General features: G+C 38.0%; 17 protein-coding genes. 8 read left to right on the top strand and 9 right to left on the bottom strand.

The window, feature by feature from the left end; genetic code table 11:
- The first annotated feature begins 91 nt into the window (after positions 1-91).
- The gene (locus B1NLA3E_RS04990; protein WP_015592751.1) at positions 92-652 is read left to right on the top strand and encodes a DUF2777 domain-containing protein; all 561 of its coding nucleotides are present in this window, start codon (positions 92-94) and stop codon (positions 650-652) included.
- A gap of 80 nt (positions 653-732) precedes the next feature.
- Here B1NLA3E_RS04990 and B1NLA3E_RS04985 read toward each other — a convergent pair whose 3' ends face one another.
- From B1NLA3E_RS04985 to B1NLA3E_RS04975, 3 genes are all read right to left on the bottom strand, one after another.
- Positions 733-1,089: a YisL family protein gene (locus B1NLA3E_RS04985; RefSeq protein ID WP_015592750.1), complete on the bottom strand. Its 357-nt coding sequence runs from the start codon at positions 1,087-1,089 to the stop codon at positions 733-735.
- A 93-nt stretch (positions 1,090-1,182) separates the two neighbouring features.
- Complete coding sequence (locus tag B1NLA3E_RS04980) at positions 1,183-2,358, bottom strand: DUF418 domain-containing protein (protein ID WP_015592749.1); 1,176 nt, start codon at positions 2,356-2,358, stop codon at positions 1,183-1,185.
- Positions 2,359-2,453: 95 nt separating this feature from the next.
- Positions 2,454-4,052, bottom strand: a complete 1,599-nt coding sequence (locus B1NLA3E_RS04975) for a long-chain-fatty-acid--CoA ligase (protein ID WP_015592748.1) — start codon at positions 4,050-4,052, stop codon at positions 2,454-2,456.
- 189 nt (positions 4,053-4,241) lie between these two features.
- Here B1NLA3E_RS04975 and B1NLA3E_RS04970 point away from each other — a divergent pair, with 189 nt between their 5' ends.
- The 6 genes from B1NLA3E_RS04970 to B1NLA3E_RS04945 are packed head-to-tail and all read left to right on the top strand — an operon-like array spanning position 4,242 to position 6,221.
- A complete protein-coding gene (locus B1NLA3E_RS04970) occupies positions 4,242-4,463 on the top strand; it encodes a spore germination protein (protein ID WP_015592747.1) in 222 nt (73 codons plus the stop codon).
- Positions 4,464-4,471: 8 nt separating this feature from the next.
- Positions 4,472-4,690 (top strand): spore germination protein GerPB, encoded by a 219-nt coding sequence (locus B1NLA3E_RS04965; RefSeq protein ID WP_015592746.1) that lies wholly within the window; start codon positions 4,472-4,474, stop codon positions 4,688-4,690.
- Between the two features lie 47 nt (positions 4,691-4,737).
- Positions 4,738-5,337 carry a spore germination protein GerPC gene (locus B1NLA3E_RS04960; RefSeq protein ID WP_015592745.1) on the top strand — a complete coding sequence of 200 codons (600 nt, stop codon included), beginning with the start codon at positions 4,738-4,740 and terminating at the stop codon, positions 5,335-5,337.
- Between the two features lie 14 nt (positions 5,338-5,351).
- The gene (locus B1NLA3E_RS04955) at positions 5,352-5,534 is read left to right on the top strand and encodes a germination protein GerPD (RefSeq protein ID WP_015592744.1); all 183 of its coding nucleotides are present in this window, start codon (positions 5,352-5,354) and stop codon (positions 5,532-5,534) included.
- 1 nt (position 5,535) lies between these two features.
- Positions 5,536-5,949 (top strand): spore germination protein GerPE, encoded by a 414-nt coding sequence (locus tag B1NLA3E_RS04950; protein ID WP_015592743.1) that lies wholly within the window; start codon positions 5,536-5,538, stop codon positions 5,947-5,949.
- Between the two features lie 53 nt (positions 5,950-6,002).
- The gene (locus B1NLA3E_RS04945; protein WP_015592742.1) at positions 6,003-6,221 is read left to right on the top strand and encodes a spore germination protein; all 219 of its coding nucleotides are present in this window, start codon (positions 6,003-6,005) and stop codon (positions 6,219-6,221) included.
- Between the two features lie 93 nt (positions 6,222-6,314).
- Here the strand turns inward: B1NLA3E_RS04945 and addA are convergent, their stop codons facing one another.
- On the bottom strand, positions 6,315-10,106 hold the full coding sequence (gene addA, locus B1NLA3E_RS04940) for a helicase-exonuclease AddAB subunit AddA (RefSeq protein ID WP_015592741.1): 3,792 nt from the start codon (positions 10,104-10,106) through the stop codon (positions 6,315-6,317).
- Entirely contained in the window at positions 10,075-13,581 is a 3,507-nt protein-coding gene (gene addB / locus B1NLA3E_RS04935; protein ID WP_015592740.1) for a helicase-exonuclease AddAB subunit AddB, read from the bottom strand. The genes addA and addB overlap by 32 nt, the downstream gene beginning before the upstream one ends.
- 265 nt (positions 13,582-13,846) lie before the next feature.
- On the opposite strand from addB, the gene B1NLA3E_RS04930 reads away from it, so the two are divergent.
- A complete protein-coding gene (locus tag B1NLA3E_RS04930) occupies positions 13,847-14,098 on the top strand; it encodes a TfoX/Sxy family protein (RefSeq protein WP_041580317.1) in 252 nt (83 codons plus the stop codon).
- A 131-nt stretch (positions 14,099-14,229) separates the two neighbouring features.
- On the opposite strand, the gene B1NLA3E_RS23205 is transcribed toward B1NLA3E_RS04930, so the two are convergent.
- The 4 genes from B1NLA3E_RS23205 to B1NLA3E_RS04910 all read right to left on the bottom strand — a co-directional run bounded on the left by B1NLA3E_RS23205 (position 14,230) and on the right by B1NLA3E_RS04910 (position 17,815).
- A complete protein-coding gene (locus tag B1NLA3E_RS23205; RefSeq protein WP_015592738.1) occupies positions 14,230-14,727 on the bottom strand; it encodes a S24/S26 family peptidase in 498 nt (165 codons plus the stop codon).
- Positions 14,717-14,983: a PqqD family protein gene (locus B1NLA3E_RS04920; RefSeq protein WP_041580316.1), complete on the bottom strand. Its 267-nt coding sequence runs from the start codon at positions 14,981-14,983 to the stop codon at positions 14,717-14,719. Before B1NLA3E_RS04920 ends, B1NLA3E_RS23205 begins: the two co-directional genes overlap by 11 nt.
- A gap of 281 nt (positions 14,984-15,264) precedes the next feature.
- Positions 15,265-15,744 carry a VanZ family protein gene (locus tag B1NLA3E_RS04915; RefSeq protein ID WP_187292152.1) on the bottom strand — a complete coding sequence of 160 codons (480 nt, stop codon included), beginning with the start codon at positions 15,742-15,744 and terminating at the stop codon, positions 15,265-15,267.
- A 274-nt stretch (positions 15,745-16,018) separates the two neighbouring features.
- Positions 16,019-17,815: an ABC transporter ATP-binding protein gene (locus B1NLA3E_RS04910; protein WP_015592735.1), complete on the bottom strand. Its 1,797-nt coding sequence runs from the start codon at positions 17,813-17,815 to the stop codon at positions 16,019-16,021.
- Positions 17,816-17,869 lie beyond the last annotated feature (54 nt).

Genomic DNA, 17,869 nt, shown 5'->3' with positions numbered 1-17,869 from the left:
ATGGTTATTTTTCAAAAATAGCCTTTGTTGTTATAAAAAGTGGGTAAAGTGTCTAGACAGTAAAGTGAGGTGCTATTCACGGAGGTTAATCATGAATCGACAACAACGAATAATTTTATTAGAAGGGCAACCTAGAGCCTTTACAATGGGAAGTATTGAATATATTAACGATCAATGGGTTTTCTTTGATGATGAGACAGAAGAAGCCTCATTACTAGATGACAATCTTCACCAAGAAATTGAAATATTCCAAAACAAAGTCTGGAGAAAAGGAATTTTATTTGAGGAAGGGAAAGTAGGATTTGCCGATGATGTCCTCACACTCAAAAATCATGATAAAATTAGGGTGAGAAGGCATCTTGTTTATTCACTGGAAAGATTGTTAGAGGAGCTACATGATGAAGCTTTGATCCATTTTGTGACAACACTTAACTCATTAAAGTTTTCTATTTATGATTGCATCTATTGCTATAACCATTTGACATTTCTAAATAAGGAGCAGCCTAATAGTGGTGTTAATTTCATCGTTTTTGATAATCAAGAACACATCTGCACCGTCCAGCACCATTTTAGCTACTTTGAAAAGATTAGTGACAGGTTTGAATTCACCTTAAACAGTGGCAAACGGTTAATTATCGAAAAAATTTCCTAACAAAATACATGTTACGTGTCTCGGGTTTCACCAATAGAAAAACAGGCTGTCCACAAAGGGAACAGCCTGTTTTTCTATTATTATAGGAAGTTAAAACCTAACGGCAATGAAAATCCTAAATATAATACTAGCAAAAAGGCAACCACAAATTGAATCCAGAATGGTGACGTTTTTACCTGCTTCGCTGATTTAATTAGGATTAATTCTAAACTAGCAATAATCCAAAGGCCACCTGCTGCTTTTAAAATATATAGTCCACTAATGTTAGTGATACTAAATAAAAGCATGAACCCAGTTAATAAAATTAAAACATAGAACAATCTTAATACCATATGAACGATTTTGGCGCCTTTTTGTTTTCCATTTTTTTGTAGGCTTAACGCGACAAAAAATAATATGATTGATAAAAACCAGGCAGTAATATGTGCGTGTATCATAATTTTCCTCCTTATATCCTAAATAATGACACCATCATATCATATTTTTGACAAAATAACTAAATTAAGGTGTTTATATTGTTTACTTCTTTCCTATTTTCTTAGTTTTATAACCTTCATATAGGTGAAACAGCGCCAGATCCATTCCACGGGTCCGACAGAGAATCTCTTTAGCCACAAATTGCTTGTTATTATCTGCCCGATAAAAATAATAATCACGAGAATGGTACCACTAAATAATGAAATCTTCCCATAAAAACCAAACCCATAGCTATAAAAAATACATGTTGAAATGATCGACTGAAATAAATAGTTGCTGATCGACATTCTCCCTACTGCGGCAATAGGACTGAGCCATTTTGTCATTTTCTCATGTTGGGTTATTTTGATGATGGCAGCTCCATAGAAAATGGCTAAACAAAGACCTCCAATACTTTCTTGTGTATATTGTGCCCATGGATTCCCTTCAAACAAGTAGGGAACAAACTTAAACATCAGTCCAAGACTAAGCATCAAATACATCATTTGCGATATTCTTTTAAACGATCTTTCCAGCAACTTCTGTTTAGCGAACCCGGCTCCGATTAAAAACAATGGGAAGATTGATACAAGCAAAAATGGGATATTCCCAGTGTTATTTGTCACCATCCAGTCAGTTATTCGCATCTTTGTTATTTCGCTAATAGTTCCTTGTTGGTAAATATGAAGAGAATGTTGGACTGCCCTCGGGTCAAATTGATTGGTCATGTCCTTGTTCATGAACCAAGTACTGACAAATAGCCATATTTGTAGAAATAATACCGGAACCCCATACAAATAAAGTCCACTAGAGAGCAAGGATCGTTCAGGTAAGGTTACAAAAAAAATAAAAATAAAACCTAAAATCGAATATTGAATGAGAATATCCCCATGCCAAATGAAAAATGCATGGATGATCCCCACAACTAATAAAAAGAATAATCTCCGTAATGCCAAGACGGTAAAATTCATACCTTGTCCTACTACTTTTTCTCGAAACAGTACAAAGCTATATCCGAATAGCAGCGCAAATAATGGATAAAAGCTCCCCTCTGCAAACACATCTATGAACCTATAAGTATACTTTTCTAGCCCCTGGTGCCACCTAGTATGAGGATCGACGTAAAGAAGCGGTGAGTGGAATGACATCATATTGACTAAAAATATACCAAAAATTGAAATTCCTCTGATGATATCTATAGCAACAATTCGATCCCTTTGTTCCGTTTTGCAACCTGAATTTTGAGACATCGCCGCCCTCCTTATCTAGAGTGATATATGCCTATATCATTATATCAAAAAACAGGATGGCCCCGCAGTTACCGCGGGCCATCCTGTTTTTTTCATTAGTTTACAAATCGAGTTGGGCTTTCATTCCCATTACTTTTCCAGTAGTCATCACGTAAATGAACCTTTTGAATTTTTCCAGAAGCAGTTTTAGGCAATTCTGTCACAAACGTAACTCCTGTAACCGCTTTAAAATGTGCGAGCTTTTCTCTAGAGAAGGCAATGATCTCCTGCTCTGTCAAACTAGTATTCTCCCTTAATACAACAAATGCATGAGGAGTTTCGCCCCATTTCTCATGTGGAACCGCAATAACAGCTGCTTCAACAATAGATGGATGCTCGTAAAGGACGCCTTCTACTTCAATAGAAGAAATGTTTTCTCCACCGCTGATGATAACATCTTTTTTCCGGTCAACGATGTCAATATTGCCATACTCATCAACATTCCCCATATCACCAGTATAAAGGTAACCATTACGAATCGTTTTCATTGTTTCCTCTTCATTTTTCCAATATCCTAACATAACCCCATTACTTCTAATTACAACCTCGCCAATTTCTTTTCCATCGTGAGCAACCTCTTCACCATCTTCGTTGACGATTTTTACCTCGCAACCAATCATGGAATGACCAGCTTTTGCTTTCATCCGGTACTGATCTTTAACAGGAAGATCCTTTAGGTGTGAACGAATGGTTGATACGGTGCTTAATGGTGAGGATTCTGTCATTCCATATACTTGAATGAATTCCCAGCCAAGTTCTTTTTCTACTCTTGTGATAAATGCAGGTGGTGGAGCAGATCCGGCAATCACAACACGGACAGCTTGGTCAATTTGTGGAACATTTTTTTCATAGAATTGAAGAAGAGAATTTAAAACAGTTGGTGCCATATGCATTATTGAAACTTTATGCTTTTGCAATGCAGCAAAAATAGTTTCAGCCGTAGTCTTTCTTGAGCATACTTGAGTAGCACCATTAGCAGTGTAATAAAACGGTGAGCCCCATCCATTCACATGGAACATTGGTAATACATGTAATAATACATCTTGATCGGATACCCGTAAATGATGCATTGATGTTAAGGCGTGAATATAATTATTACGATGTGTTAACATAACACCTTTTGGATTCCCCGTTGTTCCGCTTGTATACAATAAGCTACAAACATCATCCTCATCCAGTACTTCCCTCTTAAATGGCAGTTCAGATTGGTTAGACAACCATGCGTCGTAATCAAGTTCTGGAGTGTCCTTTTCTTTATAATGAACAACGATTGCTTCGACAGTAGTCAATTTATCTTTAATCGGCTTAATTAAAGAATAAAGATCCTCATCGACAAACAATATTTTTGACTCACTATGGTTTAAAATAAACAAATAATCATCTGGCTTTAAGCGAATATTCAATGGGACCATAATCGCACCTAATTGGAAAACCCCATAAAAACCTTCTAACATCTCTGCTGAATTTGGTGCTAAATACGCAACCCTGTCCCCTTTTTGAACACCGAATTCCCTTAATCCATGTGATAATTGATTTACTCTACTGTTTAACTCTTCATATGTAAATACTCTTTCGTCACTTATAATAGCTGGTTTTGGTCCGTATAAAGATACGGCACGGTCAAGAAATTGTGTTAATACTAATGGTACATTCATCCATTCCACCTCAATTGATTAAATTTTCAAAATATAATTTATTTTAACACAATTCTGTCTTTATTGACAACGTGTTTTAACATATTTTTTCTGTTATCCAACATTTTTCTGTAACGATAAGAAAAAATAGGCATTTTAATCACAATCCCTCACTTTGAAACATACGATATAAAAGAAAGGGTGTTATGTATGCCAGCAATAGTTGGAGTGGTTCAAGTAGCTTCAATCGGAAGTAGTGCCGTGTTGCATATTGGAGATGTCTATAAAATTATGCCGATTACATCCGCAAAGACGTTCTCTGGTGCCGGTTCCTTTAATACTGGTGAAGCATTACATGTTAATAACCATTACAGTTCTACAAATACGTTTGATCAGGATTTACTTGATCAAGGTAATTTCTTTAACATGTAGGTGATGATATGAACTTTTACATCCAACAGAACATCAATATTAATTTTTTGAAAATAGATGGAATAACCAACTCATCCGTCTTGCAAATTGGCAGCGCCGGTATCATAAAAGCTTCGTCACACCTTTACAATACTGGCGGTTTTACTGGGCCTGCCCCTACAGGTCAAAAAATCTCAGAGAGTTTAATCCAATCCCCTTCTGTCCCATTACATTCTGCAGGAAGATAGGGTAGCATTTCACCAAAAATAGGAATCTGTAGGTGCGAGGTGGTTTCATGTATCAACAGTTTTACTATTATCTACAACAGCTGCATTCATCAATGACGAGACAAGAAGGAAGAATTCAATATCTTGAAGGATTGGTTACTGAATTAAAAAAAGAGTTGGATGAACTGAAAAAAAAGCCTGCCATCTGTGTTGATAAAATCGAATATAAATTTGATCAATTAAAAGTAGAGTCATTAGCAGGAACATTAAATATTGGGCTAAATCCTTCAGATCTTCAAGGGATAGAAAGCTTCGAAGTTCCCAATGGTACGGGGCCTAGTACCGGGGGTGTTGACCCAAAAAATCAATTTAGGAATACAATGGAAATTGAAGACGAAATTTACCAGCATTTAGAAACAGATTTACCCCAATTAATTCAAAATGCAGAAACAAGAGTGAACAGAAAGCTAGGAGAAGATTACACCGATTTTATTAAAGAAGATATAAAAAAGCAGATCCCTGCAAGGATCCAACATTACCTGCAGCATGCGCCTTTTAGAGGAAATGAGCAGGAAAAAGAGGCCTGGAAACAAAACATCATTGGGCAAATTCTTAAGGAAATGGAAAATGGAATATGTACATTTTTAACGAATCTACCCACTAAATGAAGGGGGAATAGTAATTGGACTTTCATGTATACAACCGAGATGTATGTGTCCAAAACATTAGAGTCATTGGGGTTTCGAGTTCCTCCCTGTTAATGGTTGGAGATGCCGACACGATTCAATTAGCTTCAATATTTGACACACCGGCCGAATCATTAATTATCGGACCTTTAGTTCCGCTCGCCAAGGGAGCAAGGTAGCATGGTCGGGCGGTCTTCTTATGTCGATTCCCTCAAGATTATCACAGCTTTATTTTCTTCTGTCATTCAGCTTGGAGATTCATGCTATATCCAAGGTTTCACACGGGCAATTGCAGTTCAGCGCCAAGAAGAGCTTTTTTTTGGAAATGAAGGGGATTTCGCGGCATTCCCAATTTTTTTCGATCCCATTCCTTTTCAACCGATTACTGAAAATCTTGCGATGCAAACCTATAATCCACTAAGTTCTATAATAAAAGTGAATAATATCCATGTCATCGGGGTTTCGGCTTCTTCTTTCGTTCATGTTGGAAATAGTAAGACCATTCAAATGGAATCAAGAGTTAAACATATTCGCCAGCTTTTGAGTGAACAAGGTTCTGGAAATACCCAGGTTAATAAATTGGGGGTCAGGTAAAATTATCGATTTAATTCGATGATAAACAGCGTTTTTTTTAAAGGAGTTTTAATATGCCATCTTTCGTAGGACCAGTTCAGATTGTAAATGTAGGTGGAGGAATCGTTCAATTTGGTGATACGGCGATCATTTCCCCAAAAAGTAATTCAAAATCAAATTCGGGATCTGGAGCAGCAAACACGGGAGGATTTATAATCACCAATAACGGGATTAGTGGAAGTAACGTCCTTGACACCAATCTCATTGATCAACCGACAATTGGAAATAACTAAATAAACTTAATTAAAGGGATCAGACACCACTTCTCCATGTTTACAGATGTCATCTCGACATGGATTTTGTGGAGTCAGACCCCTTTATTACTCTTAATCGATCTTCAACAAATGGCCGCCGTCAAAGAAAAATAAGAACTTCTCCTCGACAGGTTTCTTTAATATTTGTTCAACCGCTTTGGCGTATAAGTTGATTTGAACTCTGTACCGCTCTGCTAACACTGGCATCGCTTCTTCAAAGCCACCCTTGAATCGGTCAGTAATCGCATCTGTTTTATAATCAAGCAACACAACGCCTTGCTCATCCTCAAATAAACAGTCGATAATCCCTTGGACGAGCACCTGTTCATCATCTTTCCCATTCCAATCGGCATAAACCCGAGATGCAGGAATGGACAAGCTGAACGGAACTTCGCGTTTAATCCTACTAGCATTTGCAAGACGATTACCTAACTCAGTTTGGAAAAAAGCAACAATACGGTCGGCATCAATCACTTCTTTTTGCTCAATTGATAAAAGTTCATTTTCAACCATTCGATCCAATAATGCATGAATTGCAAAATCATTAATCGCTTTGGTAAAATCTACATGCTGCATCACCATATGCATCGCCGTTCCCCGTTCGGCAGGCGTCAAGGCTTTATCCTGCATGAATCTAGGCCTCTTAAACAGCGGTTTTGAAAATTTATGCTGCAACTCAGTGCCACTACCATGATTAAAAATCTCCTGTTGCCGCTTTATTTCCGATACTGATTGTTTAGAAAGATGTTTGGATGCTTCGATATGCTCATATTTCCAGGAAAGCTGTTCCTTCACAATTTGGTAAGCATCAGTTGAGATCGGCGTTCGGATCCCTTTTTGAACAAAGTCCATCACAGTTTGCTCTTCCTCATTGCTTTTCTCTTCAATAGCCGCTACCTCATCTGCTGCTATATTAACAATCTTCCAATGTGAAGCGTGCTCACAAATCTCACTTGAGACTAATGCAGGCGGGCTTTCTTGGTCAGCTGAGGTGGTTAAAGCTTCACAATCATGATGACGAATAAGTGCTGGGCCGACCCAATCTAAGAATGCTGAGGCTGTTGCCCGATCGTACTCAGGTAAAAGCCAGTCTTGGTGTTCTTTCAGTTGCATCCACTTGTCAATCGATTTCTGTAAATCCTTTACAGACGCTAACAAATAAAGCTTTTCCTTCGCTCGTGTCAACGCAACATAAAGGACACGCATTTCCTCAGCTAACATTTCCATTTTCTTTTTTCGTTTAAATACCAACTGTGGTAATGAAGGATAGGAAATTCGTTTTTCAATATCGACGTATTTTGCGGCAAATCCAAATTCCTTATCTAGCATATACGGTTTTCTTATATCCATCATATTAAATTTGCGATTGAGCCCAGCCATGAAAACCACTGGGAATTCCAACCCTTTACTGCTGTGAATCGTCATGATGCGGACAACGTCCTCTTGTTCACCAAGAGCATGGGCAGCACCAAGGTCATTACCACGATCCCTCATCCGCTCGATGAAACGTAAAAACCGAAACAGTCCTCTAAATGACGTTGCTTCATATACTCTGGCTCGGTCAAACAAGGCCCGCAGGTTGGCTTGCCGTTGTTTGCCTCCTGGCATGCCGCTAACGAATTCATAAAATCTTGTTTCACGTAATAACTGCCAAATGAACTGGGACAAGGCTCCTTGCCGTGCCCTCGTTCTCCAGTCTGTCAATCGCTCAAAAAATGGCCGAATTTTTTCAAACAGCTCCTCCTGATTTTCCGAAGGCTTCTGCTGACAAAATAAGGCGAAGGCTTCATAAAATGTCCCGCTTTTCTGATTGATTCGAATTTCAGCTAGCTCAGCCTCAGTTAAGCCGACGATTGGCGACCGTAATACAGCTGCTAGCGGGATGTCTTGATATGGATTGTCAATGATTTTTAATAAAGACATCATAATCGCCACTTCTGTCGCCTCAAAATATCCCGATGATAATTTAGCATAGACCGGAATTCCTTGCCGTTTTAATTCCTCAAGCATATGTGGAGCCCATGTCATCGAGCGTAGCAAAATAACGATATCCCTGAACATCACTGGTTTTGAAGAATTGGTTTTTGCATTATAAACTTGCTTTCGTTCCGCGAACATTGTTTTTATTTTTATAGCGATCATCCTAGCTTCGAGTTCCGATTGTTCAAGATCATTAAGATCAAATCCCGAATCGCTACTACCTTCTTCTGGTGGTTCTAAACTTTCGCTCTTGTCCACCTTGTCCGCTTGATCGATTAAGATGAGTTCAATAGGAAAATCTCCCTCAACTGGATAGTTTGCACCAAGCTTCAATTCAGCGGCGTCATCATATTTGATTTCTCCAACCTTTTCACCCATTAGCTGTTTAAATAAATAATTAGTGCCGTCGAGAATTTCCTTACGGCTTCTGAAGTTCTGGGCTAGATCGATTCGAAAACCACCATCCGTTCCATCCATAGAAAACCGCTGGTACTTTCCAAGAAATAAATTGGGTTCAGCTAGGCGGAAACGGTATATCGACTGCTTCACGTCACCAACCATAAATAAATTCCCTGATTCCTCTTTGCCTTTTGTCACGAGCTGTAGTATCGCTTCTTGAACCATATTCGTATCTTGGTATTCATCAACCAAAACCTCTTTAAAGCGATTTTGGTAAAATAAAGCAGCCTCCGATGGCATTCTTGAGCCATCTTCCGCAAATTTTTCGGTTAGTAAATCCAAACAGTAATGCTCTAAATCAGAAAAATCAACCAGTCCCTTTTCCTTTTTCACCGCCGAAAAACGGGTCGAAAAAGAATGAACAAGCTTTACAATCGTTTCGATATAATGCCTTACTTCCTGCATATCGTTCAGAAAGCTTTGAGGCCTCCTGGAAAAAAGTTCTGCTTGAATATCGGTAATAATTTTTTTAGCCCTTTTACGTAAGTTTTGGGCATTTTCCATTAAAATCGGATCATATTGATCCCCTTTACAAGTTTTTGCTCTTGAAAAAGGGACCGTTTGAATCAATGAATATAGTGCATCCCATGATTTACTTTTTGCAGCTAACAAAGTATCAACATATTGGATATCAGCGGTAAAGTTTTCTGCCCTTGGCGCCGGACCCGCTGGTAGCATGGTGAGATTCAGCCCTTGCTGGAGCAATTGCTTCGAACCTTGGAGCTGTAATTCGATATCTTCAAGCAACACCTGAATAAACGGGAGGTTCTCGATTTGAGACGTCTCATCAACCTCATACATCGTTATCATCGATTTCAAGTAGTTTGTAGGTGATGAATTGGCCATGGCAAAATCATATACATCGTGAATGATAGTTTGTAGTGCTTGATCACTGCGATCGTTTGTAAATGAATCCACTAAAGCGAAAAAAGCCTCATTGTCGGCATTGGCATACTCTTCCTCAAATAACTCATCGATCACTTCATCACGCAGCAGTTGCGCCTCGGTTTCATCGGCAATACGAAAACTGGGATCTATATCAATTAAATAATAGTATTTTCGAATGACATCTAAACAGAAGGAATGCAAGGTTGAAATGGATGCCCGATTTAATAACGTTAATTGTTTTCTAAGATTAACTGATTTTGGATCAGCCTGAATTGCTTTCTCCAAGGCCTCCCCAATTCGATGCCTCATCTCCGCAGCCGAGGCATTGGTAAACGTCACGACCAAAAGTTCATCCACATTTACCGGATTCTCTGCCGAAAGAATTCTCTGAATCATTCGTTCTACTAAAACCGCCGTTTTTCCCGACCCAGCTGCTGCGGCAACGAGGATATCTTGGTTTTTTGCATAAATTGCTTTCCACTGGTCATCTGTCCAATTCACTTCATCAGGTTTTGGAGGTATGATCGATTGAACCAAGTGATGAATCCTCCTTTTGAATGGATTCGAGTATCTCTTCTTTAGACATATTTGGCAAATTCCGATACTCGTTATTTTTTATCGAAGGATCAAAGTGACAAATCGATTTGAATGAACAAAAAGTGCAGGCTGATTTATTAGTTGTTTTATACGGAGAAATAGACACTGCCCCATCAAGCATTTGGTTACCTGATTTCACATAAGTATCTCTCACATACTTTGTTAACTGTTCGAATTCGCCACGATTTACTACCTTTGATTGCTTCCTCAAGGTCCCGTCCTTATTTATCCCCACCGGAATCATGTTTGACTCTCCTGATTCCAATGTTTGATCCATTAAATGAATGACATTTTGTTCACCAAGTATGAGTCCATTCATTTTAAATCGTTTAAACATTTCTCGTTCGATATCATCTAAAGACAGCATTTTCGTCGTTTGAATAATCGGATTGTGAACATGAAAATATAACACTCCCGCTGGTGATGCATCCGTACCAACTAATTGCTGGGAATGAGTAATAATGATATCTAGGTACGTTAACATTTGCAGCGATAACCCATAATACACTTCACTTATATTCAATTCCCGTTCACTTGATTTATAATCGATTACTCTTAAAAAGACGTTTTCACCGTCATTAGCTTTATCTACACGGTCAATCCGTCCGACTAGCTCCATCTTCGTTCCATTCTTCAATGAAAAACTGATCGGTGGAAGGTCACCCTTTGGTCCGAAACCAAGCTCAAGACCAACTGGAGAAAATCCACTGACTTTCGCATGCTCGCTCAAGACATAGGTCGCTCTACTGATAATTTTTTCAAGCTTTCGTTTCAAATACACATTTCGATTTGAACTAAGCAGAATTTCATTTTGTAGCCTAGGTGCCAACATTTCCACTGCTTGCCCAGCCATCGCCTCACACTGGGTCCTCGTGATTTGCGACCACGATAAATTTTGTTGATTAACAGTATCGGAAATTTGCTTTAAAGCTGCATGAAATAGTTCACCGATATCAGGGGCATCCAAACGGAATATTTGGCGATCCCGCAACTTTAACCCATGGTGTGCAAAATGGGAAAACGGACAGCTATGAAACATTTCCATCCGCGACACGCTCGCTTGAATTAGGTCACCGTAGAGTTCATGGCTGACTTGCTCTGGAAGCTTGCTTGTCTTATTATCATAAAATAAACTCGATAAGACCTTGGTTGCCGTTGTTCGCCATTGATCATTTTCCATATAATAGTTATATACGTCCCACCAAAAATCGTAAATCGGATAATGTTGCTGCTTTAATTGCAACTGCGCCGTCAAATAGGTAAGCGTTGTATTTTCATTGCTTACATACGCAAGTTGCTCCATTTCGGACAATTCAGCGGGATCTGCGACAAATAAATGTCCAATTGCCTGTGGAAACAATTCATGCATTCTTTTTATATAAGGAGAGGGCATTAACGCTTTTCCTTCTTCATTAGCGACCGGATAACTTAAGAACAGCACTTCCGATGGCAAGGTAAACGCCTTATAAGCAAGGAAATTTTCATCGAGTAAGCGGGTCCGGCTCGATGGAGCAATTTTCAAACCATTTGCTAACAAAGCTTCTCGATCTTCATCTCCAAAAATTCCCTCATCAGTTAACTTTGCCGGCAAAACACCTTCATTTAAGCCAATGATAAAGGCGGCCTTAATGTCTTCAAGCCTTGACTTCTCCAGATCAGCTACCACTACTTGATCCATTGCCGGTGGTACAAGGGAAAAGCGTAGCGATTCAATCCCTGATTCGATAATCACTGCAAATTGTTTAGCCGCTATTTTTTCATTACCTAGCATTTCGACAAATTGATCGATTAACTCGATTACCGCATCCCAAACCTGATCATGCTCTCGCGCCTTAACCAGATTCCCTTTTGCCTCTTCATCCTGTTTCCAGCGTTCAAGCTTGCGCGGAATCTCTAATTCTTCTAAAAATAAATATAATGCCTCGCTTAACTCCATTCCGGTTTTAGCCTTTTTCAATCTTCGGGAGAGACGCAACAATGGGCTCGTAATCATTCCCCTTAACTCATTTAACTCGTCCTCGATTTTCTTCTCGGAGTCCGTTTGCGGTAGACTTTCAAGCTCTAAACCTCTAAATCTTCGGTATGTCCATTGCTGCTTTCGCGTCCATTTATCGCCTTGAATCCCATAGGCTAATACATAGTTCTCCAATTTGTCCATTTTTTCACGAAGTTTTAATAGATTCATATCAAATGGGAAAAGGAGTTCGGTTTTAACGGCACGAAAAATTGGCTCATAGCGCCAATTCCCATTGAGGATTTCCAGACTTGAGCGGAGAAGTTCGATTACAGGATGATGCTGCATCGATGTCTTTTGATCGATGTAAAATGGAATTCCACAGTCAGCAAAAATGACTTCCAAAACATCATGATATTCATGACTGTTTCTCGATAATATTGCAATTTCGCGGTAACGATAGCCATGTTTACGAACGAGTTCGGTTATTTTTCGAGCGACTCCTTCCATTTCTGCTCTTCTGTTCACCGCTTGTGCGATGTGAATCGCTGTTTCACCCCTGTATTCCTGTACAGGCAACAAATCAAAATATTTTTCAAGATGGAAAAAAGAGTGATTTTTCCAGCGTAATAGCTCTGTTAACAATATCGGGTCTTCATAAGGGATTCCCTCGGCTCTAACCATGTCGTGCAGAGTTTGACACGTGTCACCCGTCATGCGAAAAAGATGAAGCTCCTCAGGAAGGGATTTCGTAAAGGGTTGATCCAACGTTAACGAAATGGTCACCCGTTTGCAATGCTTCATCAATTGCTCAATCACCATATATTCAATCGGTGTAAAGCTGTAAAAGCCATCTATATAGATTTCCGCCTCTTGCAAAAATTTTGATGAAGCTGCCTTCTCTGCTAGGAGACGAAAATAATCTTCGGAATCAATATATTTATCCTGTAAAGCCTCTTCAAAGTGTTGATAAATCAATTCAAGGTCGCCTAGCTTGTCATGAAGTGATTTTTGCTGGGCCATTTGTCCGGATTTTTCGGCAAGCTCTTCCGGTTGAATGCAATAACGCTTAAATTCTGTTAACAATTGCTCCATTTGCTCGATAAAACCATTTTTATCGGCAGCTCGTTTAAACAGTGTAAGTTCGTCCTTCTTTTCTTCAATAATCTTTCGAATCAGCATGCTGATTCCGGTGCTATTCAAATGGTAACGATTAAACCCGCCCGTCTCTTGGAGAACTCGCCATGCTAAACGGGTAAAACTATATACTTGGGCGCGAATCATTCCGCCAAGCTGAGGTGAAGTTGACAGCCGATGCTCGGATAAAAAAGTCATTTGCTCTGGCACTAAATAAATAATTGGAGGACCACCGGGATCAACCGTCAGCCTCTCCCTCATTTCGTTTAGGCATTTTTGAGTCTTACCGCTACCTGACCGCCCAATAATAAATCGAACAGACATTGTTTGAACCTCCTTTGCCTAACGATTTCTAAATTCTATCTGTTATTTTACCATAGTTAAGTTGAATGATAGATAGATTGGATCGCGTTAAATAATGTAAGAATTAGAAAAGCGCAAGCGCACGGTTAGCGACTTTTGGACACAGAGCACACCGACTGAGATTTCTTTTTTTAGAAGAAAAGATCGCGTGATATTATTTTTATGCTTGGTAGAGGGATTTGATGAGTTAATAGCGAATACTCGCTTTATAAAAGGGGGGAATGAAATGAATAGCCTAACATCAATACCCAATATCGGGGAAGTATTGGCTCAAAAATTGATAGATGTGGGGATAAATAGCCCAGAAAACTTAATTGAAGTAGGGAGTAAAGAGGCTTTTATTCGCATAAAACATGCTGACGATTCAGCATGTATCAACATGTTATATGCTTTAGAAGGTGCGATACAGGGCGTTCGTTGGCATAGCTTATCTGATGAAACGAAACGAGAGTTGAAACAATTCTTCAAGGCACTTTAATTAAACGGCTTTCCCGTTAATGAGAGAGCCATTTTCACAAAAAAGGGTCCATTTTAGAAGAAAATAAACTTGAGAATCAATCGAAAAATACTAAATATCTCTTATAGTTCCAAAATTGTTTGCGAGTATAGCTAGTCTGAAGTCTCTTCTGTTCCATCATAGGAGTCCATGAAATTAGTATTGAAAGCATTTTTCAAATTAATATAATTACCTAATATGATCGAAGTAAACGGCAGCAAAAGAATGGTCTTTCCCCAGAGCCCCATAGGAAGATCGGCCATCCAGACCTTTTTATCCACCTTTTTTATAAATGCTAGCTTCCCAATGATCTGTTCTTCAGTAACGGGTTGATCAAAACTAAAATTTGTATCACCTTTAAATAGATAGTGTCGTTGTTCCTTGACTAGTTTTGTATGGAAAAACCGATGGGCAACCAATTGTCCAGTCTCCGAATAGTATAAAACGATGTCACCCTTGATTAATTTAAACGGTTCACAGTAGACAAAACGGCAAATATTCCCCTTTTGGATCAATGGAAACATGCTGTTTCCTTCAAATTCCCAATCGATGAACCCATGGTTCCTGATATTTTTTTTGAATAAAATAATGTTTTCTTTATCAAACAACATTTTTTATTAATCCATATTCCATTAATTTTAATAAAAATACTTCGATATTGCTTTTTTTATTTATAGTATCAGAACCATACTTTTGTTGTATTGCTTTACTCAAAGACTCAACCGTTTGTACCTCACCGAGCAATGACCAACAATATCCACCCTGCTCATTTAATTTTGTCACGGTGGATTCATCCGTATTTAATACAATCAACTCATCATCAGAATGAGTAGTTTCATAATCGCTTTTTCGAATAAACTGCTTCATTATGATATCAGCTCCTAGAATGTTCATCTATTGGAATGTAGCCCATATGATATAACAAAATTATATAGTCCATCTTTCCCATATTATAATGGAGTGGTTGTTCTTTTTAAAGAATTACTCTTCGACAATAGAACTGATATTTTGGATTTTGAACGGATTTTTTGTCTTATTAGAGCGGATTTTATCAATTGAAGGAAATCACACATAAATCGTGGGAATTGGAGAATTAAACAGAAAAGCCCCTTTTATTTAGGGCTTTCTAGAGAGCAAATGATCTCTTTTTAGAGAGAAACTTCATTTTTATCCTTGTTAGGTAGTTGAGCTACTTTTCTTAATAATTCACCAAACCGAGAGTCTTTCTTGGTGAAATAATTGTTACGAATTAGCCACCAGATAAAGAAAATCCCAATTGCATCTTTCAGAAGATCATCTAATGAGAATGATCTAAACGGAACGTAAATTTGATGAATTTCATCAACTAAACTATAAAGGAGTGCTACGGTTATAGCCAAACGATTCTGCCACTTCCCTATCTTACCAAAACTAAGGAACGCAAGAAAAATAAAAAGGTAGAGCAAACCAAATTCAAACAAGTGAGCAAATTCTAAACTAACCCCAATGATCAAAACGACCGCCTTATTTAAGGTATCGGAAAGTCCAGCAACTGTTTCAGGGTTAAAATAGCTCGACTGCAGCCATATGAAAACTATATAGACTATCGGAAAAGCTCTTAAAAAAACACGTAAAATTGATGTGTACATAAGAAAATCAATCCAATCTTTATTATCCATAGTATTCTTAATCGGTAAGTTACATCTTCCGATTGAAAAGGAAACAACTTTATTATTAGATGATTAACAAATAAATCATTTTATAATCATCCTTGATTACAAGAGATTATATTTTCGCATTAACTAAGATTAATTACCAGTTGCATTTCCATGAATATCTGAAATAAAGGCAAGTTTCAATTTTAGGACCCCTTTGTTATTTACTTTAACATTATAATTCTCCGACAATACGGCGTTTGTGTCATTATAATGTAGCTTTAATTTGGTTGTTTAGCAATTGACCAAATATACTTTTCTTTTCTTTTGCAAGTTGAGCATATTCTCCTTTTTGAATTACTTCCCCTTCCTCCAAAACAATAACTTGATCTGCATTCCTTATGGTAGATAAACGATGGGCAATAACAATAATCGTCATCTTGCCTTTAAGCCTTTCTAGTGCTTCCTGAATTTTCGCTTCATTTTCAGTGTCTAGTGCACTTGTTGCTTCATCTAAAACAAGAATGGATGGATCCCGAAGAATCGCTCGAGCTAAAACAAGTCGTTGCCTTTCACCCCCAGAAAGTCTAATACCACGATCCCCTATTAAAGTATCAAGTCCTTCCGGCATCTTCTTAACAAATTCCGCGGCAGAGGAAAACTTCAATGCATCCCACATTTGCTCCTCATTTGAATTTGGTTTAACAATCTGCAAGTTTTCCCTTATACTCGCATTAAATAAAAAAGGATCTTGTGGGACATAACTAATGGCCTGCCTTAATGACAAAAGCCTATCACTCGATAGAGGTTTTCCGTCAATTAAGACTTCCCCTTTTTCTGGCATGTTTAAACCCATTAATAAGTCAATTAAAGTACTTTTCCCTGCACCTGAACGTCCTACAATTGCTGTCATTTGATGTGATGGAAGGAATAGATTTATGCTCTTTAAAGCATATACGGACACGTTTTGGCTATAACGGAAATCTACATTTCTGCATTCAATCCCCTTATTTATATAAAGGGGTTTTATTCCCTTTATATCCGCTGAGGAGAACTCTCTTGCTGTATTACATTCATTTTGTAAATCAGCGACAGCCTTATAAGAAGGAATTTTCGCAGCTATTTGCTCTAAAAATGCTTGAATTCCAGCAACCCTTGGCCACAATCTTGAAAAAATAATAATAATTAACATTAATTGACTTGGTTGAGCATTAAATATTTTTACAGAAATATATATAAAGACTGCAATGAAAATCGCAGAAGCAAATTTATAGTAAAGTTGGGATTTTGTATTCATCTTTGCAAATTGAACTTGTTCCTGCTGCATACTTAGGGTAACAGAGCGATACCAATTCATTCGAGATTCTTCTAGGGAATTACTTTTTATATCTTTAATACCATTTATCTGGTCAGTAATTCCTGCTAGATAGTTTTTTCCCAATTCAAAATTTCTGCCTCCTAACGCCATCGACCTTTTAAGGAAATTACGTGAAAATAAGATCAAAACTAATCCGCTAATTAATACAAAAATGGTGATTTTAGGAGAGAGCCAAAAGGCAAGACCTATTTGGATAAAAGTAAAAATAAGAGCAGCAATAAATTGTAAAAATGAGTTTGTTCCTGCACTTGCACTAGCAATTTCTGCAGTTAATAAATTAATAAGATCAGACTTCCTTTTCTTCACAAAAAAATCCCAATTTGCATGGAGCATGGCATCATATGTCTCTACCCGCAAATGTCGAAAAAAACCATGCTGAATAATGGTATTTCGAATGGTTATTTGACGTTGCAATATATTTTGTCCTATCACCAACAATACATAAATACCTAAAATCAATGGTAATCCCAAATAATTAGGAACCAATTTAAGTAATTCGAAAAGTTTCGAAACCGGTGTTCCAACAATATCAAAGCTTAACATCCCACTCATATTTACCATTGGAACTAAAAATAGGATTCCAATCCCCTCTAGTAAACTAATGATGATCATTCCAACAAGATTGATATATAGCATTTTTCCTGAATACGTATGTAGTTTCTTTACAAAGAATAATATTTCCTTCATAACAACCTCCTTTGAAGACTAGTTTCCTCATTTAATTCAATAAAAGTAATGTCC

Source organism: Bacillus sp. 1NLA3E (assembly GCF_000242895.2).
GTDB lineage: Bacteria > Bacillota > Bacilli > Bacillales > Cytobacillaceae > Bacillus_BU.
The sequence above is the reverse complement of the archived record's forward strand: the minus strand, read 5'-3'. Positions and strand labels throughout refer to the sequence as shown.